This is a genomic window from Leptospira bourretii (assembly GCF_004770145.1).
GTDB lineage: Bacteria > Spirochaetota > Leptospiria > Leptospirales > Leptospiraceae > Leptospira_A > Leptospira_A bourretii.
The window spans coordinates 292,706-307,418 of record NZ_RQFW01000019.1; the positions used below are offsets into that span (position 1 = coordinate 292,706).

Sequence of the window (14,713 nt, forward strand, 5' to 3'; positions counted from 1 at the left end):
ATTACTCGACGTTTACACCCATGGAACGACAAGTTCCAGCAATGATCTTAATTGCTGCTTCCATATCGTTCGCATTGAGGTCTTCCATCTTAGTTTTTGCAATTTCTTCTAGTTGTGCTCTTTTGATTGTTCCCACTTTTACAGTGTGGGGAGTGGCAGATCCACCCTGAAGCCCAAGCGCCTTCATCACAAGAAGAGCTGCTGGAGGAGATTTCGTTACGAATGTAAAACTTCTGTCAGAATAAACAGTGATGACCACTGGGAGTTTGAGTCCCATTTGGTTTTTGGATCTTTCATTGAACTGTTTACAGAATTCCATGATATTGAGTCCGGCTTGACCAAGAGCGGGACCTACTGGAGGAGCTGGGTTTGCTTTCCCTGCTTCCACTTGGAGTTTAATTTGTTTTACTACTTTCTTTGCAGCCATCTCGTTTCAAGTTCCTTACTAAAAGTCAATCTATCAGTTCTATTGTTCCGATTTTACTTGGAGGTAATCCAACTCCACAGGAGTGGATCTTCCGAAAATTTCTACACGAACGCGGAGTCTTCCCTTATCAGGAAAAATTTCATCCACAAGACCTGTGAAATTAGCAAACGGACCATCTATAATTTTCAATGTTTCGCCCACTTTGAATAGGAAACGAGGTCTCGAAACTTCTTCCGATTCCACACTTCCCACATCGCTGAAGAGGTTTTTGATCTCATCCAGTGAAAGTGGCTCCGGACCTTTTCCTTTTCCGCCTACAAACGTAGACACGGAAGGTAAGTTCTGGATTTTAAATCGAAGGTCATCGGTCATGTTCATCTCAACGAGAACGTAACCAGGCATGAGTTTTTTCTTTGTGACCTTCTTTTTGCCGTTTTTCATTTCGGCAACTTCCATCGAAGGAATTTTTACTGAGAAGATTTGGTCTTCCAGCTTTTGTTGTTGGACCATCTTCTCAATGTTCGTCTTCACCTTATTCTCGTGACCGGAATAAGTTTGAAGCACATACCATTTTTTATCTAAAGAATCGCCCACTTCCCTACCTATGTTCCTAATGCCCAGAACCACTTTAACAGCTTCAGGAAAACAAAATCCGAAGCTGATAAAAATAGGGAAAAGATAAATACTGTAACTAGGACTACAACGGTAGAACTCACTACCTCTTGGCGCGTTGGCCAATGTACTTTTTCAAGTTCTGCTTTACATTCCTGAATGAAACTCGTAGCTTTCATTGATCCTTGTCCTGTTCTCTAATTCTATATATTCTGCAGTCTGGCAGGGCTGGAGAGAATCGAACTCCCACCAAGGACTTTGGAGATCCTAGTTCTACCATTAAACTACAGCCCTAAAACAAGCCCTCTACCAGGCTTGAACTGGTGACCCCTTCCTTACCATGGAAGTGCTCTACCACTGAGCTAAGAGGGCAAAACGTTTCCCACCCAAGCGCGGGTTTCCAAGCGAGGCTAGGTTTTTTACACTATTTTAAATGAGGCTCTTTGGTCAATGGAAAATGAGTTTATTTCATAGAAATGGCAAAAAAACAGGAAAAACAATGAATTTCCCTTGAGATTTTAGTTGTGGATTTCCCGGTTCGATAATAGAACCATGTGGGATAAGTCCCCCACTTTAAGGAATGATTCGTGGCGAAACCCTTTGTAGAATTAGAAACACAAATCCCCGATTTGGTAAAGGCAAAATCCAAGATTGTCGTAAGATCCTCAAGGATGAATCGCCAACTAGAACAATATGTTTTAGGACTCATCACAAACATCCTTTCGGAAGTGGGACAATCTCAATTCGTGGAGATGCTTTATACAATCTCCAAAGAACTGACCATCAATGGAATCAAAGCCAATCAAAAACGTGTGTTTTTTGAAGATGAAGGCCTCGACATCACCGATGAGAATGATTATTTGCAAGGGATCAAAGAGTATTCCAAAAAATTCTCTGAGAAAATGGCAGATGAATATGGGAAACGTTGCCTTGCTCGTGGAGTTTACGTTCAAATCAAATTCCATTACTGTTTGGACGGACTTCTGGTAGAAGTGACAAACAACACTCCAGTCATCAAAACCGAAGAAGCTCGTATGCGAGAAAAAATGAAGAAGTCCATGGGATACAATGACATCGCCGAATTCTATATGGACAATATGGACAATACAGAGGGTGCCGGACTTGGAATTGCTCTCATTATGATCCTACTCAAAAACGAAGGTGTAGACCCTAACCTATTCCGGATCATCACCCATGCCGATCGAACGGTCGCTCGGGTAGAAATTCCGTTTAACGACAATTACGTGTCATTCCGCAGTGCAGAACTCGCTGAAATCTAGTTCGTTTTTCTCCGCTCCATCTACGATGTAATTGTATCGACCATCTGTTCGCCATTTTCGAAACTGGCGGACATGGAATTAAAAGGTGCAAACATTCTCGTCACCGGATCTGCCGGTGGACTCGGAAAGGCAATGGCTTACCGACTTGGTAAAGCCGGTGCCAATATCATTCTCTCTGACATCCAAAAAGACAAATTGGACGAAACCGTAGCTCTCTTCCAAAAAGAGGGAATCAAAACCACGGGCATTGTGGCAAACGTTGCCAAAGAAGAAGACAGTATCCGACTCATCGAAGAAGCAAGTGCTTTCCAAGGTAGCCTGGACGTTGCCATTTTGAATGCTGGAATTTTACGCGATGGACTTCTCATTCGCGTGGACAAAGAAACCGGAAAAGTAAAAGGCAAAATGGGAATCGACCAATGGCAATCGGTCATTGATGTAAACTTAACCGGTGTGTTTCTGACTGCTCGCGAAGCAGCAGCAAAGATGGTGGAACAAAAGAAAGGAGTGATCATCCCGATTGCCTCCATTGCCATGCATGGAAACTCAGGACAAACTAACTATAGTGCTGCCAAAGCAGGAGTAGCTGCAATGACAGTCACTTGGTCAAAAGAACTTGCTAAGTTTGGAATCAGAGTGGCAGGAATTGCACCAGGTTTTATCGGAACTGAAATGGTTCTAAAAGATATGAATCCGGAAGCATTAGAAAAATGGAAGTCCATCATCCCAGTGGGAAGACTTGGTGAGCCGGATGAGATTGCATCCACTGCCGAATTTATCATCTCGAATGACTTAGTGACTGGAGTAGTTTTAGAAATTTCTGGTGGTGTTCGAATCTAACTTTGATTAATGGTTTTGCCCTCAATTTTTTTCTGAGGGCAAAGCAGAAAATCTATGACTGGGTTTTGTCATTTTTTTTTTAAACGAAAAAAATTTCGTAGGTAAAATCAGTATACATTCGTCATAAGGATATAACGGAATCCTTAGTGATGAAAATAAAAACAGAACTCTCGAAACAACAATTGGAACAAGCCATTAAAGGAATACAAGGTATTGCCCACCCTATTCGTTTATTGATTCTATACACCCTAGCAAAAGAAGAAAAAACAGTCGGCCAACTTGTTGAGCTACTAGGAACAAGCCAATCGGCAGCTTCCCAACACTTAAGTAAGATGAAAAACAACGGAATCTTAGAATCTCGTAAATCATCCAACCAAGTTTTTTATAGTTTGAAGGACCCAAAATTCAAAGATTTGATCCAAACGATTGTCAAAGTGTATAAAAAGTAAACATCAGCTCTCTTCTTCTAATAAGAATCTGACGTATTCGCCAACCGCATCCCTGAGGTTTGTATAACCAAAGGGATATCCGGTTTGACCAATCTTCTCCATTGCCGCACAGGTATAATATTGGTATTTTCCCTTTAACGATTCTGGCATCTCAACATATTCAATTTGAACCGGTTTTTTCATGGATGCGAACAAAGCGTTTGCTAAATCGTTCCAAGTTTCAGCAACTCCTCGGCCTACATTGTACAATCCGTACTTTCGTTCAGAAAGAAGATAAATGCTAATTTTACTGGCATCCTTAACATAAAGAAAATCTCTTTTTTGTTCTCCGTCCTTGTATTCCGGTTTGTAAGACTTGAATAGTTTTAGTTTTCCAGTGTCTCTGATTTGTTCATAACCTTTTAGAACAAGGCTACGCATATCTCCCTTATGGGCTTCCCCATAACCAAAAACATTGAAGTATTTAAGTCCCACAAGTCTGTTTGATATCCCTACTTTTTTTGCATATAGGTCAAATAGCTGTTTGGAATATCCATACATATTGAGAGGTTTCAGATTTTCGATAGGAGCCTCGTCGTTATATCCAAATTCTCCCTCCCCGTAAGTCGCAGCACTCGAAGCATAAAGAAAAGGAATGTTTTTACTGACAGCAAACTCTGCCAATTTCTTCGTATAATGGAAGTTATTTTGCATTAAGTAAGTGGCATCTTTTTCTGTTGTGGCAGAACAAGCACCTAAATGGTAAATTTCAGAAATTTCGTTTAAGATTGAATTTCCAGAATCGAACATGGATTCGAATTTATCTTTTTCATAATAATCTAGGAAAAAATTCCTTTGTAGGTTTTTCCATTTTTCCGTTGTAGCCAAGTGGTCCACAACCAAGATATCTGTGTTCCCATTGTGATTGAGGTCTTCGATAATTTGTGATCCGATGAGGCCTGCGCCTCCAGTGACGAGAGTTAGTTTTTTTGCCATTGGTTTCTTTTTAGTTTTTTATACCTAGAGATTCTTTCTATACACTTTTTTACATTCAAAAGGAAAACGAGTTCTGTTCCTTATGATTTAATTTCCGTCTGCTTAGATTAAGTCGATCATACTTCCAAACTTTGTATCCACCTGTTTTACCGTTTCGGGGAGAGGAAGAAGTACTTCAGGGATCCAAGGTTTCATCCTGCAGTCAAAAACGATAGGAACTTGATATGCGATATGGTTCCCTATGGTTTCCGTTCTGGCATAGACATCAGATGCTGGTTCCATTCTCGTAAACATAGTCCAAATAAAATCAGAATCGGTTTTTACTGCATCCTCGGAATCATCCACAAGAAATACATAATGGAAACGACCAAGGTCTTCTCCAAGCAACCGATTTGCCAATTGGTCATTTGGAGTGAAAGCAGATCCTTCCACCACAAGAACTCCAGGTAAAAAAACTTTTGGTTTTGTGAATCGTTTGTCTTTTAGATTTCCTGTAAACTCTCTTGGTAGGTTTGGAAACTTTATTGGTGCATTGGCATCGGTGATTCCCATCCATAAAAGTTTACTACCTTTGTTGACCGTTCCACTTGTATAATCCAATGTATCTTGGCTAATATGACTGAAGATAAAAAAATCTGTTTTTGGATCCGATCTTTCTGTGATGACTTTGAACGTTTCTGAAAAGTTTTTTAAATTCACTTTTTCGTTTGTGACAAGTAAACATTTTGTGAGTGAAAGTTGCCCTTCTCCTAAGATCCGAAGAGCTCCCATAAAAGCTTCGCGAAAATACCTTTCTTTTACAACAGCGGCCGCAAGGGAATGAACTCCCGATTCTTCATAGGCCCAAACACCAAGCACTTGTGGCATCACCAGTGGGAACATGGGTGAAAGTAAATCCTGTAAAAACTCTGCGATATAATGGTCTTCTTGGGGAGGCCTTCCCACAACCGTAGCTGCCCAGATGGCATCCTTCCGATGGAGAACATGCGTTAGGTCCAAATAAGGATAATCATGTAACAACGAATAGTATCCGTAATGATCGCCGAAAGGACCTTCTGGTTTTCTTAAATGGGGAGGGATCGAACCGATCAGAGCAAAGTCGGCATCGGCAACAATCGGATAAGGAGAAATTGTTTTGTCTTTTTTCATCCGGAGTTTTTCACCCATAAGAAAGGATGCAAAAACAAGTTCCGGGATTTCTTCTGGAAGTGGCGCAACCGCTGCTATGGTCAAAGCTGGTGGCCCACCAATGTACACATGAGCTGGCAAGGACTCTCCTTTTTTTTCCGCTTCGTAATAATGAAAGCCACCACCCCTGTGGATTTGGATGTGCATCCCCACCGTTTTGTCGCCGAAAAGTTGCACCCGGTACATTCCTAAATTTCCATTGCCCGATTCGGGATGTTGGGTATAAACCAATGGCAAGGTGACAAAGGCTCCTCCATCTCTCGGCCAAGAAACCACTTGCGGTAACTCGTTTGTAGATAGAACGCTACCAGAGAGAACTGGGGCCCTTCTCACCTGTTTTAAGCCCACTTGGAAAGGCAAAAGTCCAAGGGAACGTTCTTTCCAAAGTTTGGAAAACCTAGGGGGAAATATCTCTTTTGCGAGTTTGGCAAGCCTTTGGATGGTCGCCACAGGTTTTGGGCCAAAGGCCAAATGAATTCGTTTTTCAGACCCATAAAGATTCGTGGCAACGGGAAACTTGGTCCCTTTGACATTGGTAAAAAGAAGGGCTGGGCCTTTTTTGGCCACAACTCGTCTCTGGATCTCTGCCAGTTCCAGATAAGGATCCACGGGATCGGAAATCACATGGAGTTCTCCCTCTGTTTGCAAAAGTCGGACAAAATCATTGGTGGATCGTAGTGAAACCATAAAAAGGAATGGACGGCTCCTTGTTTTCTTAAACTCTTAAGGGCATAAATTCTATGTCCCAAGAACCAAATACCACACAACCAATCATTACCGATATCAAAAGAATTGCTGTCTGCGGAGGATCTTTAGGAAGAGAGAGGCGCTCCTATGTGCGGGGACAGGTGGTGGATGTCGGGATTACGGATCTTATGAAGGCAGAAGGCCTTTGGGATTTAATGACGGGGCTTTTTATTGGGGAAGAAACAAAAATCACACCGTTCTTAGACTTTTCTTTGGCTCCAGTGCGTAAGCCCGTTTTAAAATTAGAAGTCTTTGATACCGGTGGAAATAAAATCTACACTTCAGGAAAAATCAAAGCCGATGAGGATGGTTTTTTTTCCTGCGAAATTCGAGACAAACTCCCTGTCGGATTTCATGACTTCCAAGTGATACTAGAAGGATTGGATAGTTTTCGCCAATACTCCAAAGACTTAGCCCATCTAAATAATACAGAAGATTCTATCTTAGGAAAGACAACCCTTGTAGGAAAAGGAAAACTCCGAATCCTTGCAGAAGACTACAAAGGGATGGTGGTGACTTCCGACATTGACCAAACTTATCTTGCCACAGACATTCATTCAGGAAAAGGCAAGTTCACAGCAGTTTTTGAAACACCTAACCAGAAGCAGGCGCTACCTGGGATGCCGGAACTTTATAGAGAACTTCGCAGTTCTTTATCCAATGCTCCTTTAGCTTTTATCTCTGCCAGTCCTCATTTTTTTCGTCGCACTATGCTTGCCACCATCGCCAAAGATGGGATCCAAATCGAATCCTTACATTTAAAATATTTAGAAGGAACCATCAAAGGTGTTTTTGATAAAGTACTCGGAACTATCTTTAATCCTATCGAATTTTTGCAAAATGGATTTAAACCAGCATGGTCCAGGACAAAAAAATTCTTAGGTGCTTCTTATCAAAGTCTCTTTGACCAAATGTCTTATAAACTTTCCATCCTACTCTATGACCGAGTGTATCTTCCCACAGAGGCCAAGGAAATTCTTCTGGGTGACAACACAGAATCAGATTATATGATCTTTACTTTGTACCAAATCATCTGTATGGGAAAACTCTCAGGTGATGAATTAGAAGAATATTTGTACAAACTAAACTTTCTCGGTCGCGATGCCATCACAAGAGATTCTGCCAAAAAAATTAGACTACTCGCAGAAGAAATCCAAAGAATCCACGGGACCATCAATCCGGTGGCACTCAGTCTTATCAACCGAACAAGCCATGGTCCGAGTGAAGTGGAAATGCGGGAAAAGGTAAGGGAGGCATTGCCTACGGGGATGTATGACTCAGTTTTTTCCAAGGAACAAGCGTTCTATGGAATAGAAGGAGCAATGGGAATGGCAGTGCTTCTAGAAAGTGAAGGATACTTAAATCTGGAACAGATTTTAGCAATTGTTGCGGGAATGATTGGAAAAGTGTTGGAAGGAAAACTTGTGGATGAAGGTTTTTTATTGAAATTAATCGATGAACTGACACTACCTAAGTCAGCCGAAGGGACTAAACAAAAAGTAAAGGAAGGCCTAGTTGCGGCCTTCCAATCATAAAACAAACTTTATACTTTTGTATCGTTTAGAATATGGCCGTTTAGTCCTGAAAGCGGCTTAAATAATAATGGAAAAATAACTTCTTTTTCGTAACCAAACTGACTGCGTTCATCACAATTGGAATGAGAAAACAAATCCAAAGTGCAAAAGTGGAAGTCTGTCCTGCCTGTATAAAGTCAACGGCAACCATTTGTTTTACAACAAAGTAAGGGAAAAAAGAAAGCAAGGTCAAAAGAAAAGAGACCAAAATCCTTTCTCTTGAATTTCCTTTTACATAATAAAAACTATTTGTAGAAATATCAAACCGAGCCTGAGTCCATTCGCGAATCTTTAAAAACGGTTTTTCAACAATCAAATAACTAATTAAAGCAATAAAGGTTGAAATGAGTAAACTAATCAGCGAAGCCTTGAGCAGTCGACCAAGACCATTGTTGTTTACAATTTTATGATCTAAAACAGATAACATAACGGTTGTATTCACTAACATATGAACTAAGTATATTCCATAACTCAATTTACCAACAAAGACCAACAAGGGATTTGCCAAAAACCAAGATACTTTGGAAAAAAAACCACCAACAGCGCCATAAACAATGACAAAGGCAAAAAAGGAGTAAAAACTAATTCGATAGATGATAAAATATTCTTTTGCTTCTGAGAACTCTAATGTGCAAAGATAACAAAAAATGAATACCAAAACAATAAACAAAAAATAAAAACTTAGTTTAGCACCCGGAAGTTTGGTAGATACTTTCTGTGCTCTCCAAAGCTCCATGAGTAAAATTCCATACACAAATGGTTCAAAATGGGTATGGATAGGATGGAACAACGTCTGCACATAAACCTCAAATGAATCCATGGGTACATTTAAAAAATAGTAGTAGCGAATAAAATTAGGGAGTAACAATAAAACAATTAAAAATACAATTTTCTGGATTCGATTTTGCAAAACCTTTGTATAAAACAAAAAAGCAATTGGCATGGCCAAATAAAATTGTTCTTCCATTGATAGTGACCAGCCATGTACTAAAATCCGATTCGGGAAATAATTGGAAATATAAGTTAGATCAGTCCACCAGTAGTATAGTTTTATTTTTAACCCAACAAGTCCGTCGGCAAAAGAATCAGCACCCTCCATTTCTTGGCTTTTCTTCAAAATCCCTGCCATAATGAGGATCGTTACAGAAAGGATCAAATAAAAGGCCGGAAAAATCCTTAACGAGCGTTTGATTACAAAATTTTTCCAACTCTCTAAAAAACTAGCACGTTCCAATTCTCTTGAAAAAGAAGTAGATACTAAAAAGGAACTGATGACAAAAAATAAACTCATTAGAAATTCAACGTTCTGCGCATTGTTTAAATAAGGTGCATAATGACCGGGAAAAGCATCCAACGAAAATGCAAAGCAGTGGAATAAAATTACGAAATAACAACTAAGGGCACGAATGCCGTATAACTCATTAATTTCCTTTTTGTTTTTCTTGAAAATTTCAATAAAATATTCTTTCATATTGGTACGATATTGGCATTATGTCTTGATAAATCATAAGAATGCAATCGATAATTCTTATTTAACCATTTGAATTGGAAATTGAACAAAAGGAATTTTTATTTAAATGAGAGAAGGCAAAATTAAAAACAGGATCTTTGGGATATTATTTATTCTAACAGTTTTCTATTCAATTGAATATACGCAACCTAAGTTTTCCCTTTTTCAAGATAGTCACGATAAGGCAGTACAAACATTTTCAATTTGGAAAAACCATTTTTTAAAGGAGGATTTGTATTATCCTGCCAAAACTTTTGACCCTACTCTCGATTTCTTTCATTTAGCTAAAAATTTACGTATCCAATTTAAAGAAAAATTAGTAAGTGCCTTTCCTATACAATTTGCATTCATGATGGCTCCCTTTCTATCTTTTTTACCTATAGAATTCTTACCATACACTTCATTTATTTTTCTTGCTCTTAGTTTCTTCGTATTAAACAGGAATTATAACTTTTCTTTGCTTCTACTTGCCCTAACCTATTTCACGACTTTTCTATGGCCTCTAAGTTGGGAATATTCAGAATTTCCTGTAGTTTTTGCCTTTTCTGTTTATGGGCTCATTCCCTTCCTAAGGAAAAATAGCTCAGGCCTCCAGCATTTTTTTGCTGGTTTGGTACTAGCCTGGGTAGTCATTGTTCGATTGGATACCTTGCCTTTCCTTTCACTTTTTTTTGCCGCACATTTTTTCTTCTATGTAAAAAGAAAAGGACTCAATCAATTTAAGGATTATTTCCAAACCTATTTCGTTTTTTTTTCTTCATTAATTACTTTTCTTTTAGTTCAACTAAGCATTAACCAATGGTTATACGGACATTTTTTGGGAACTAGGTTTTTAGCAAATCAGGACGGATTTGCCGTTGGATTCGCAGAAAGATTACAATGGTTTCAAAGTTTATTGTTTTTTTCCAATTTGAAAATTGGATTCTTTGGTTATATACCTTTTGCACTAGTTCTTATCTGTTTTTACTGGCTCAGATTGAATAAAATTTCTGATTCAAAAAAGGCACTACTTGTGGCAATGACCGGGACTTTACTGACCATTCCATGGATAGCTCCAAACGATGGATTTAACAACTGGGGACCGAGATTCTACACAATATTAATTTTTCCTTATCTATACCTATTAAAACCATTGATTACATTTTTTTATCATAGAAAGAAAAAGCTATTTTTTACCTTCTTCCTCATCTTTGGTATTTATACTTTTTCCATAGGTATCATTGGAGCTAAAATACAAAAAACCAAAACAAACTTAGTAAAAAGATTTACCCCAATTCTAGAGGAAACAAAGCCAGATATTCTAATATTCCAGGATTATTTAAACTTATATACCAGTGGAACCTACTATTTCAATCATATAGTGATAGTCTCTTATACAACCGATTCGAATATGAACCTGCTCGAAAAAATTGCACCATTATACCCAAATCAAAAAATTGCCTTCGTTGCTTGGAATCCAGATTTATTTTCGAAAGAAATAAAAGACGCAGTAAATGAAGATAAACGTAAATCAGGATATCCAATCTCTGATTGGGATATAAAACGATTAGAAGATCAAATGCGAAGCACAACTCGAAATTTCGAGATTCTAGATCGGCAAACCTATCGCATATGGACTGGAATCCTTAAATAAAAAGATTCGATCAGACAAAAAACAATAGATCATTTCTTTTTTGATTCTATTGTTTTTCCCTTAACAAACTCAACAACATACAGCGGTCTTCCCTTAGATTCCTCAAAGATACGTGCTATGTATTCGCCCAAAATTCCAATTGATATAAGAATGGAACCGCCAATCAAACAAATAAGTGTGACAATCGTCGCCCATCCCGGATTATAAACGATAGGCATCTGCAAAATGAAATGTTGGAAAGCACGGAATAAAGCATAAACACCCACTGCAAAACCAATGATTGCAACAATGATTCCAAGACCCAAACTAAACCTTAACGGTAATGGGGAAAATGAAACTGCAGCATTCATTGCAAGTTTTAACATCTTTCGCAAAGGGTATTTTGTTTCACCTGCTACACGAGGGTCTCGATTGTAATAGACCGGTGTCTGAGGAAAACCGATCCAAGCATTCATTCCACGGAGAAACCTATGATTTTCACGCAATCCATTTAAAGCATCTAAGCACCTTCTCGAAATTAATCGAAAATCACCAGAATCTAAAGGGAGATCTTTATGAACCAAAATTTTCATAATACGATAGAAGGCCCAAGCTGTTGTTTTTTTGAAAAAAGACTCACCCGATCGAGCCATTCGTTGCCCATAGACAACATCATACCCCTCCCGATATTTAGTAAGCATTTCTAGAATTACTTCCGGGGGGTCTTGTAAATCTGCATCCATAATAACAATTGCATCGCCCTTGGCATAATCCATCCCGGCAGTCACAGCAATTTGATGACCAAAGTTACGAGAAAGACTAACTACTTGGATGCGCGGATCATCCTTGGCCCAATTCACTAATTCAAAAATGGTATGGTCATCGCTACCATCGTTTACAAAAATTAGTTCTGTTTTCGTCGGTAACGTTTCCAAAAAACGATTTAAACGATCCTTTAAATAAGGAAGAACTGATTCTTCATTATAACAAGGGATAATAATTGTAAGCAATTTCGGATTATTTCTACTTTCTAAAAAATATTTCATAATAAATTAATTTTCCAAATCGTGTTTAATAAGAATCCAAAGAATAGTAAACTCTAAAGACTGATCAGTAAAAATCTACTTAACCTTAGCATATTCTTCAACGGTAAAACCATACAAAGTGGTTTCTTTAACTTTCTGAAAGTTCAAATTAGAAGAAAAAGTCATACCATTACCGCCGATCTGCCTTTTTACCACACAAATACTTGATTGAGAAATATCTAAAGGTTCGCGTAACATCAAAGGCTGAACTCCTTCTATTTGATTCCAACGCAAATAAACCGATAAAAATTCTGGGAATGAATCTGTGAGAACAAGAGGTTTCGTACAATTTAAAGAAACAAATTTAGCGGTTCCTCGCCAGTCCTCTTTAAACGCGTTATAGAAGTTTTTCTTAAATTCAAACAATGAAACTAACGTGATCAAAAACAGCAAAAAGACAACATATTTATTCTTAAGTTTTTCCCCCAATTGATCAGCAACAAACAAATACAACAAAGGTAATGTTACAATCCAGTTTCGATTTGTTACGATTGGTTTATAGAAAGAGAACAATAGAGTAGATGTAAGAATAAAGCCAGCAACTAAAAGAAAATTCGTTGAATTCGAGAAGAAAAACTGAGTCGACCGTTCTTTCCGTTTTTGGATATTCCTAATCACCAAAAACACAAAAACAATAAGGGGAACAACAAATGTTAATAAAAAGATTTTTTTTGACGTCGCATAGAACAAAGAATAATAAGTCAAAAATAAAACCAAGTTAGGTGGGTCAATCCAAGCAGCTGTCTCAATTTTTGTACTTCTTGTTAAATGGTAAATAAATGGCAAAAACAAAATGACATTCAAAATACCTAACGTAAAAAAGCGACCCGCATACGGGTTACGATTTTTAAGAGATAATAACCAATAAACAAGAAATATGCTACCTACAAAAATAAAACCAAACAAATGAACATAAGATGTTAAAACTGAAACTAAGCCGATACAAATCCAACTAAAACTTCTCTCTTTATCAAAATCAAGATTATGCACAAGTACAACAATAACCGATGTTAAACAAAGTAACAATGAATAAGATCTTACTTCTTGAGAATAGTAAATGGCTCCCGGCGAAAGCGAAATAAAAAAAATGAATAAAAACCTTTTGGCAGTATCCCACCGCTTTGTTAAAACAAAAATGAATATCAAATTCAAAATTGAGATAAACACAGGAAATATTTTTACGCCAATTTCAGTGAAGTTAGGTAAAAATCGTATCCATAAGGAAAGCAAAATCTGAAACAGTGGAGGGTGCGGGTCATTCTCGATATAAGACCAAAACTCGGTCCAATCAGACAGTGAAGAGGCATAAACAGAAAAAAATTCATCGCCCCAAAGACTCTGCCTATCAATTCGAAAAAAACGTAGGAAAACCCCTAGGGAAATTGAAGCAACAATTCCAACTTCCATACGAATTTTCCAAAACAAAGAAAAATAACCCTTTATCATTTTAACCCAACAGTTAATGTCTTCCATCTCAAGCCATTAACACAAACCTCAATCTGATTTAACGACGATTAATCCCAAATAACAAATTTAAGAATTAAACTTTAAGAGATGTTTTTTACATGCTCTAAACAATATAAAATTTTGTAAAATTCAAAATAGAAACGAAAAAGAAGCTGTTAAGAATCGTATAAAAAAGATAGATCAGATAAAAGAAAAGCTGGGCAAAAATGGACACAAAAATCAAAGCAATTTTGTTTTCAAAACTATACTTTGATACCCGAAAATAGTTACGAACTAACTCTTTTTTCGAAACCATTATTTTCTAATCGACAAAGAAAATTAAGAATAAAACCTTATCTGAGTTTTACCATAAATCAATGAAAATATGCAACGTTTAGAAAATCGAGGCTATCGAATCATGAAAATGACTACCCCATTCATTTTACTTCTTTCGTGCCTGATTCTTCCTTTTCTAAAATTCCACTTTGCCTTTATTAACTCGCAACTTATTGGAGATGGAATAGACAACATCCTTGTACTAACCATTTTTGAAAGAAATATCATTAACTTTTCGAACATTCTGACCGGTCAAGATATTACAACGATCTATTCGAGCAATGGATTATATCCCTACACGGAAACCAATCTATTCACAGAACCACTTTATTTCCCGACACTGCTCTACTCCTTACTAAAAACACTAACAGGAAGTAAATTACTCGCTTTTAATTCACTATTCATCGCAGCTTATGCCATTAATTTGTTTAGTTTTTACTACTTATCGAGATGTTTAAAAAACACAAGAACATCATCCATTTTAGCTTCTATCATATTCAGTAGCGGGCATTTCTTCTCGATACAATACGTACACCTACAAAATCAATTTGCATTTAGCTTTCCTCTTATTTTTGCCTTTACCCTGCGATACAGAGAGACCAACAAAAAGGATTTTCTATTTTTAATATATA

13 protein-coding genes and 2 tRNA genes are annotated in these 14,713 nt (G+C 37.7%); 5 read left to right on the forward strand and 10 right to left on the reverse strand.

Translation table 11 applies throughout. The features are described from left to right. Position 1: 1 nt before the first annotated feature. From rplK to EHQ47_RS15770, 5 genes are all read right to left on the reverse strand, one after another. On the reverse strand, positions 2 to 427 hold the full coding sequence (gene rplK / locus EHQ47_RS15750; RefSeq protein ID WP_135747941.1) for a 50S ribosomal protein L11: 426 nt from the start codon (positions 425 to 427) through the stop codon (positions 2 to 4). Positions 428 to 466: 39 nt separating this feature from the next. Then, on the reverse strand, positions 467 to 1,021 hold the full coding sequence (gene nusG, locus EHQ47_RS15755) for a transcription termination/antitermination protein NusG (RefSeq protein WP_004783847.1): 555 nt from the start codon (positions 1,019 to 1,021) through the stop codon (positions 467 to 469). A gap of 8 nt (positions 1,022 to 1,029) precedes the next feature. Continuing rightward, positions 1,030 to 1,218 carry a preprotein translocase subunit SecE gene (gene secE / locus EHQ47_RS15760; RefSeq protein WP_002973751.1) on the reverse strand — a complete coding sequence of 63 codons (189 nt, stop codon included), beginning with the start codon at positions 1,216 to 1,218 and terminating at the stop codon, positions 1,030 to 1,032. 41 nt (positions 1,219 to 1,259) lie between these two features. Further along, positions 1,260 to 1,333, reverse strand: a tRNA-Trp gene (locus tag EHQ47_RS15765). Between the two features lie 6 nt (positions 1,334 to 1,339). Further along, positions 1,340 to 1,411: transfer RNA gene (locus EHQ47_RS15770), tRNA-Thr, on the reverse strand. A 215-nt stretch (positions 1,412 to 1,626) separates the two neighbouring features. Between EHQ47_RS15770 and EHQ47_RS15775 the strand changes: the two genes are divergently transcribed. The 3 genes from EHQ47_RS15775 to EHQ47_RS15785 all read left to right on the forward strand — a co-directional run bounded on the left by EHQ47_RS15775 (position 1,627) and on the right by EHQ47_RS15785 (position 3,608). Beyond that, on the forward strand, positions 1,627 to 2,319 hold the full coding sequence (locus tag EHQ47_RS15775) for a histidine kinase (RefSeq protein WP_135693658.1): 693 nt from the start codon (positions 1,627 to 1,629) through the stop codon (positions 2,317 to 2,319). A gap of 72 nt (positions 2,320 to 2,391) precedes the next feature. Continuing rightward, positions 2,392 to 3,159 (forward strand): SDR family NAD(P)-dependent oxidoreductase, encoded by a 768-nt coding sequence (locus tag EHQ47_RS15780; protein WP_004783705.1) that lies wholly within the window; start codon positions 2,392 to 2,394, stop codon positions 3,157 to 3,159. Positions 3,160 to 3,308: 149 nt separating this feature from the next. Next, positions 3,309 to 3,608 (forward strand): ArsR/SmtB family transcription factor, encoded by a 300-nt coding sequence (locus tag EHQ47_RS15785; RefSeq protein ID WP_002973834.1) that lies wholly within the window; start codon positions 3,309 to 3,311, stop codon positions 3,606 to 3,608. Positions 3,609 to 3,611: 3 nt separating this feature from the next. Here EHQ47_RS15785 and rfaD read toward each other — a convergent pair whose 3' ends face one another. Together rfaD and EHQ47_RS15795 are read right to left on the reverse strand one after the other, a co-directional pair. After that, on the reverse strand, positions 3,612 to 4,583 hold the full coding sequence (gene rfaD, locus EHQ47_RS15790; protein WP_135747942.1) for an ADP-glyceromanno-heptose 6-epimerase: 972 nt from the start codon (positions 4,581 to 4,583) through the stop codon (positions 3,612 to 3,614). 102 nt (positions 4,584 to 4,685) lie between these two features. After that, positions 4,686 to 6,458 (reverse strand): UbiD family decarboxylase, encoded by a 1,773-nt coding sequence (locus EHQ47_RS15795; protein WP_135777543.1) that lies wholly within the window; start codon positions 6,456 to 6,458, stop codon positions 4,686 to 4,688. Between the two features lie 53 nt (positions 6,459 to 6,511). On the opposite strand from EHQ47_RS15795, the gene EHQ47_RS15800 reads away from it, so the two are divergent. After that, on the forward strand, positions 6,512 to 8,053 hold the full coding sequence (locus EHQ47_RS15800; RefSeq protein ID WP_135777544.1) for a phosphatase domain-containing protein: 1,542 nt from the start codon (positions 6,512 to 6,514) through the stop codon (positions 8,051 to 8,053). A gap of 40 nt (positions 8,054 to 8,093) precedes the next feature. Here the strand turns inward: EHQ47_RS15800 and EHQ47_RS15805 are convergent, their stop codons facing one another. Further along, the gene (locus EHQ47_RS15805; RefSeq protein ID WP_135777545.1) at positions 8,094 to 9,563 is read right to left on the reverse strand and encodes an acyltransferase family protein; all 1,470 of its coding nucleotides are present in this window, start codon (positions 9,561 to 9,563) and stop codon (positions 8,094 to 8,096) included. A gap of 106 nt (positions 9,564 to 9,669) precedes the next feature. On the opposite strand from EHQ47_RS15805, the gene EHQ47_RS15810 reads away from it, so the two are divergent. Further along, a complete protein-coding gene (locus EHQ47_RS15810) occupies positions 9,670 to 11,235 on the forward strand; it encodes an LA_3751/LA_3752 family putative glycosyltransferase (protein ID WP_135747946.1) in 1,566 nt (521 codons plus the stop codon). A 29-nt stretch (positions 11,236 to 11,264) separates the two neighbouring features. On the opposite strand, the gene EHQ47_RS15815 is transcribed toward EHQ47_RS15810, so the two are convergent. Together EHQ47_RS15815 and EHQ47_RS15820 are read right to left on the reverse strand one after the other, a co-directional pair. Continuing rightward, the gene (locus tag EHQ47_RS15815) at positions 11,265 to 12,260 is read right to left on the reverse strand and encodes a glycosyltransferase family 2 protein (protein ID WP_135777546.1); all 996 of its coding nucleotides are present in this window, start codon (positions 12,258 to 12,260) and stop codon (positions 11,265 to 11,267) included. Positions 12,261 to 12,335: 75 nt separating this feature from the next. Then, positions 12,336 to 13,706 (reverse strand): glycosyltransferase family 39 protein, encoded by a 1,371-nt coding sequence (locus EHQ47_RS15820; RefSeq protein WP_244290382.1) that lies wholly within the window; start codon positions 13,704 to 13,706, stop codon positions 12,336 to 12,338. Between the last annotated feature and the right edge of the window lie 1,007 nt (positions 13,707 to 14,713).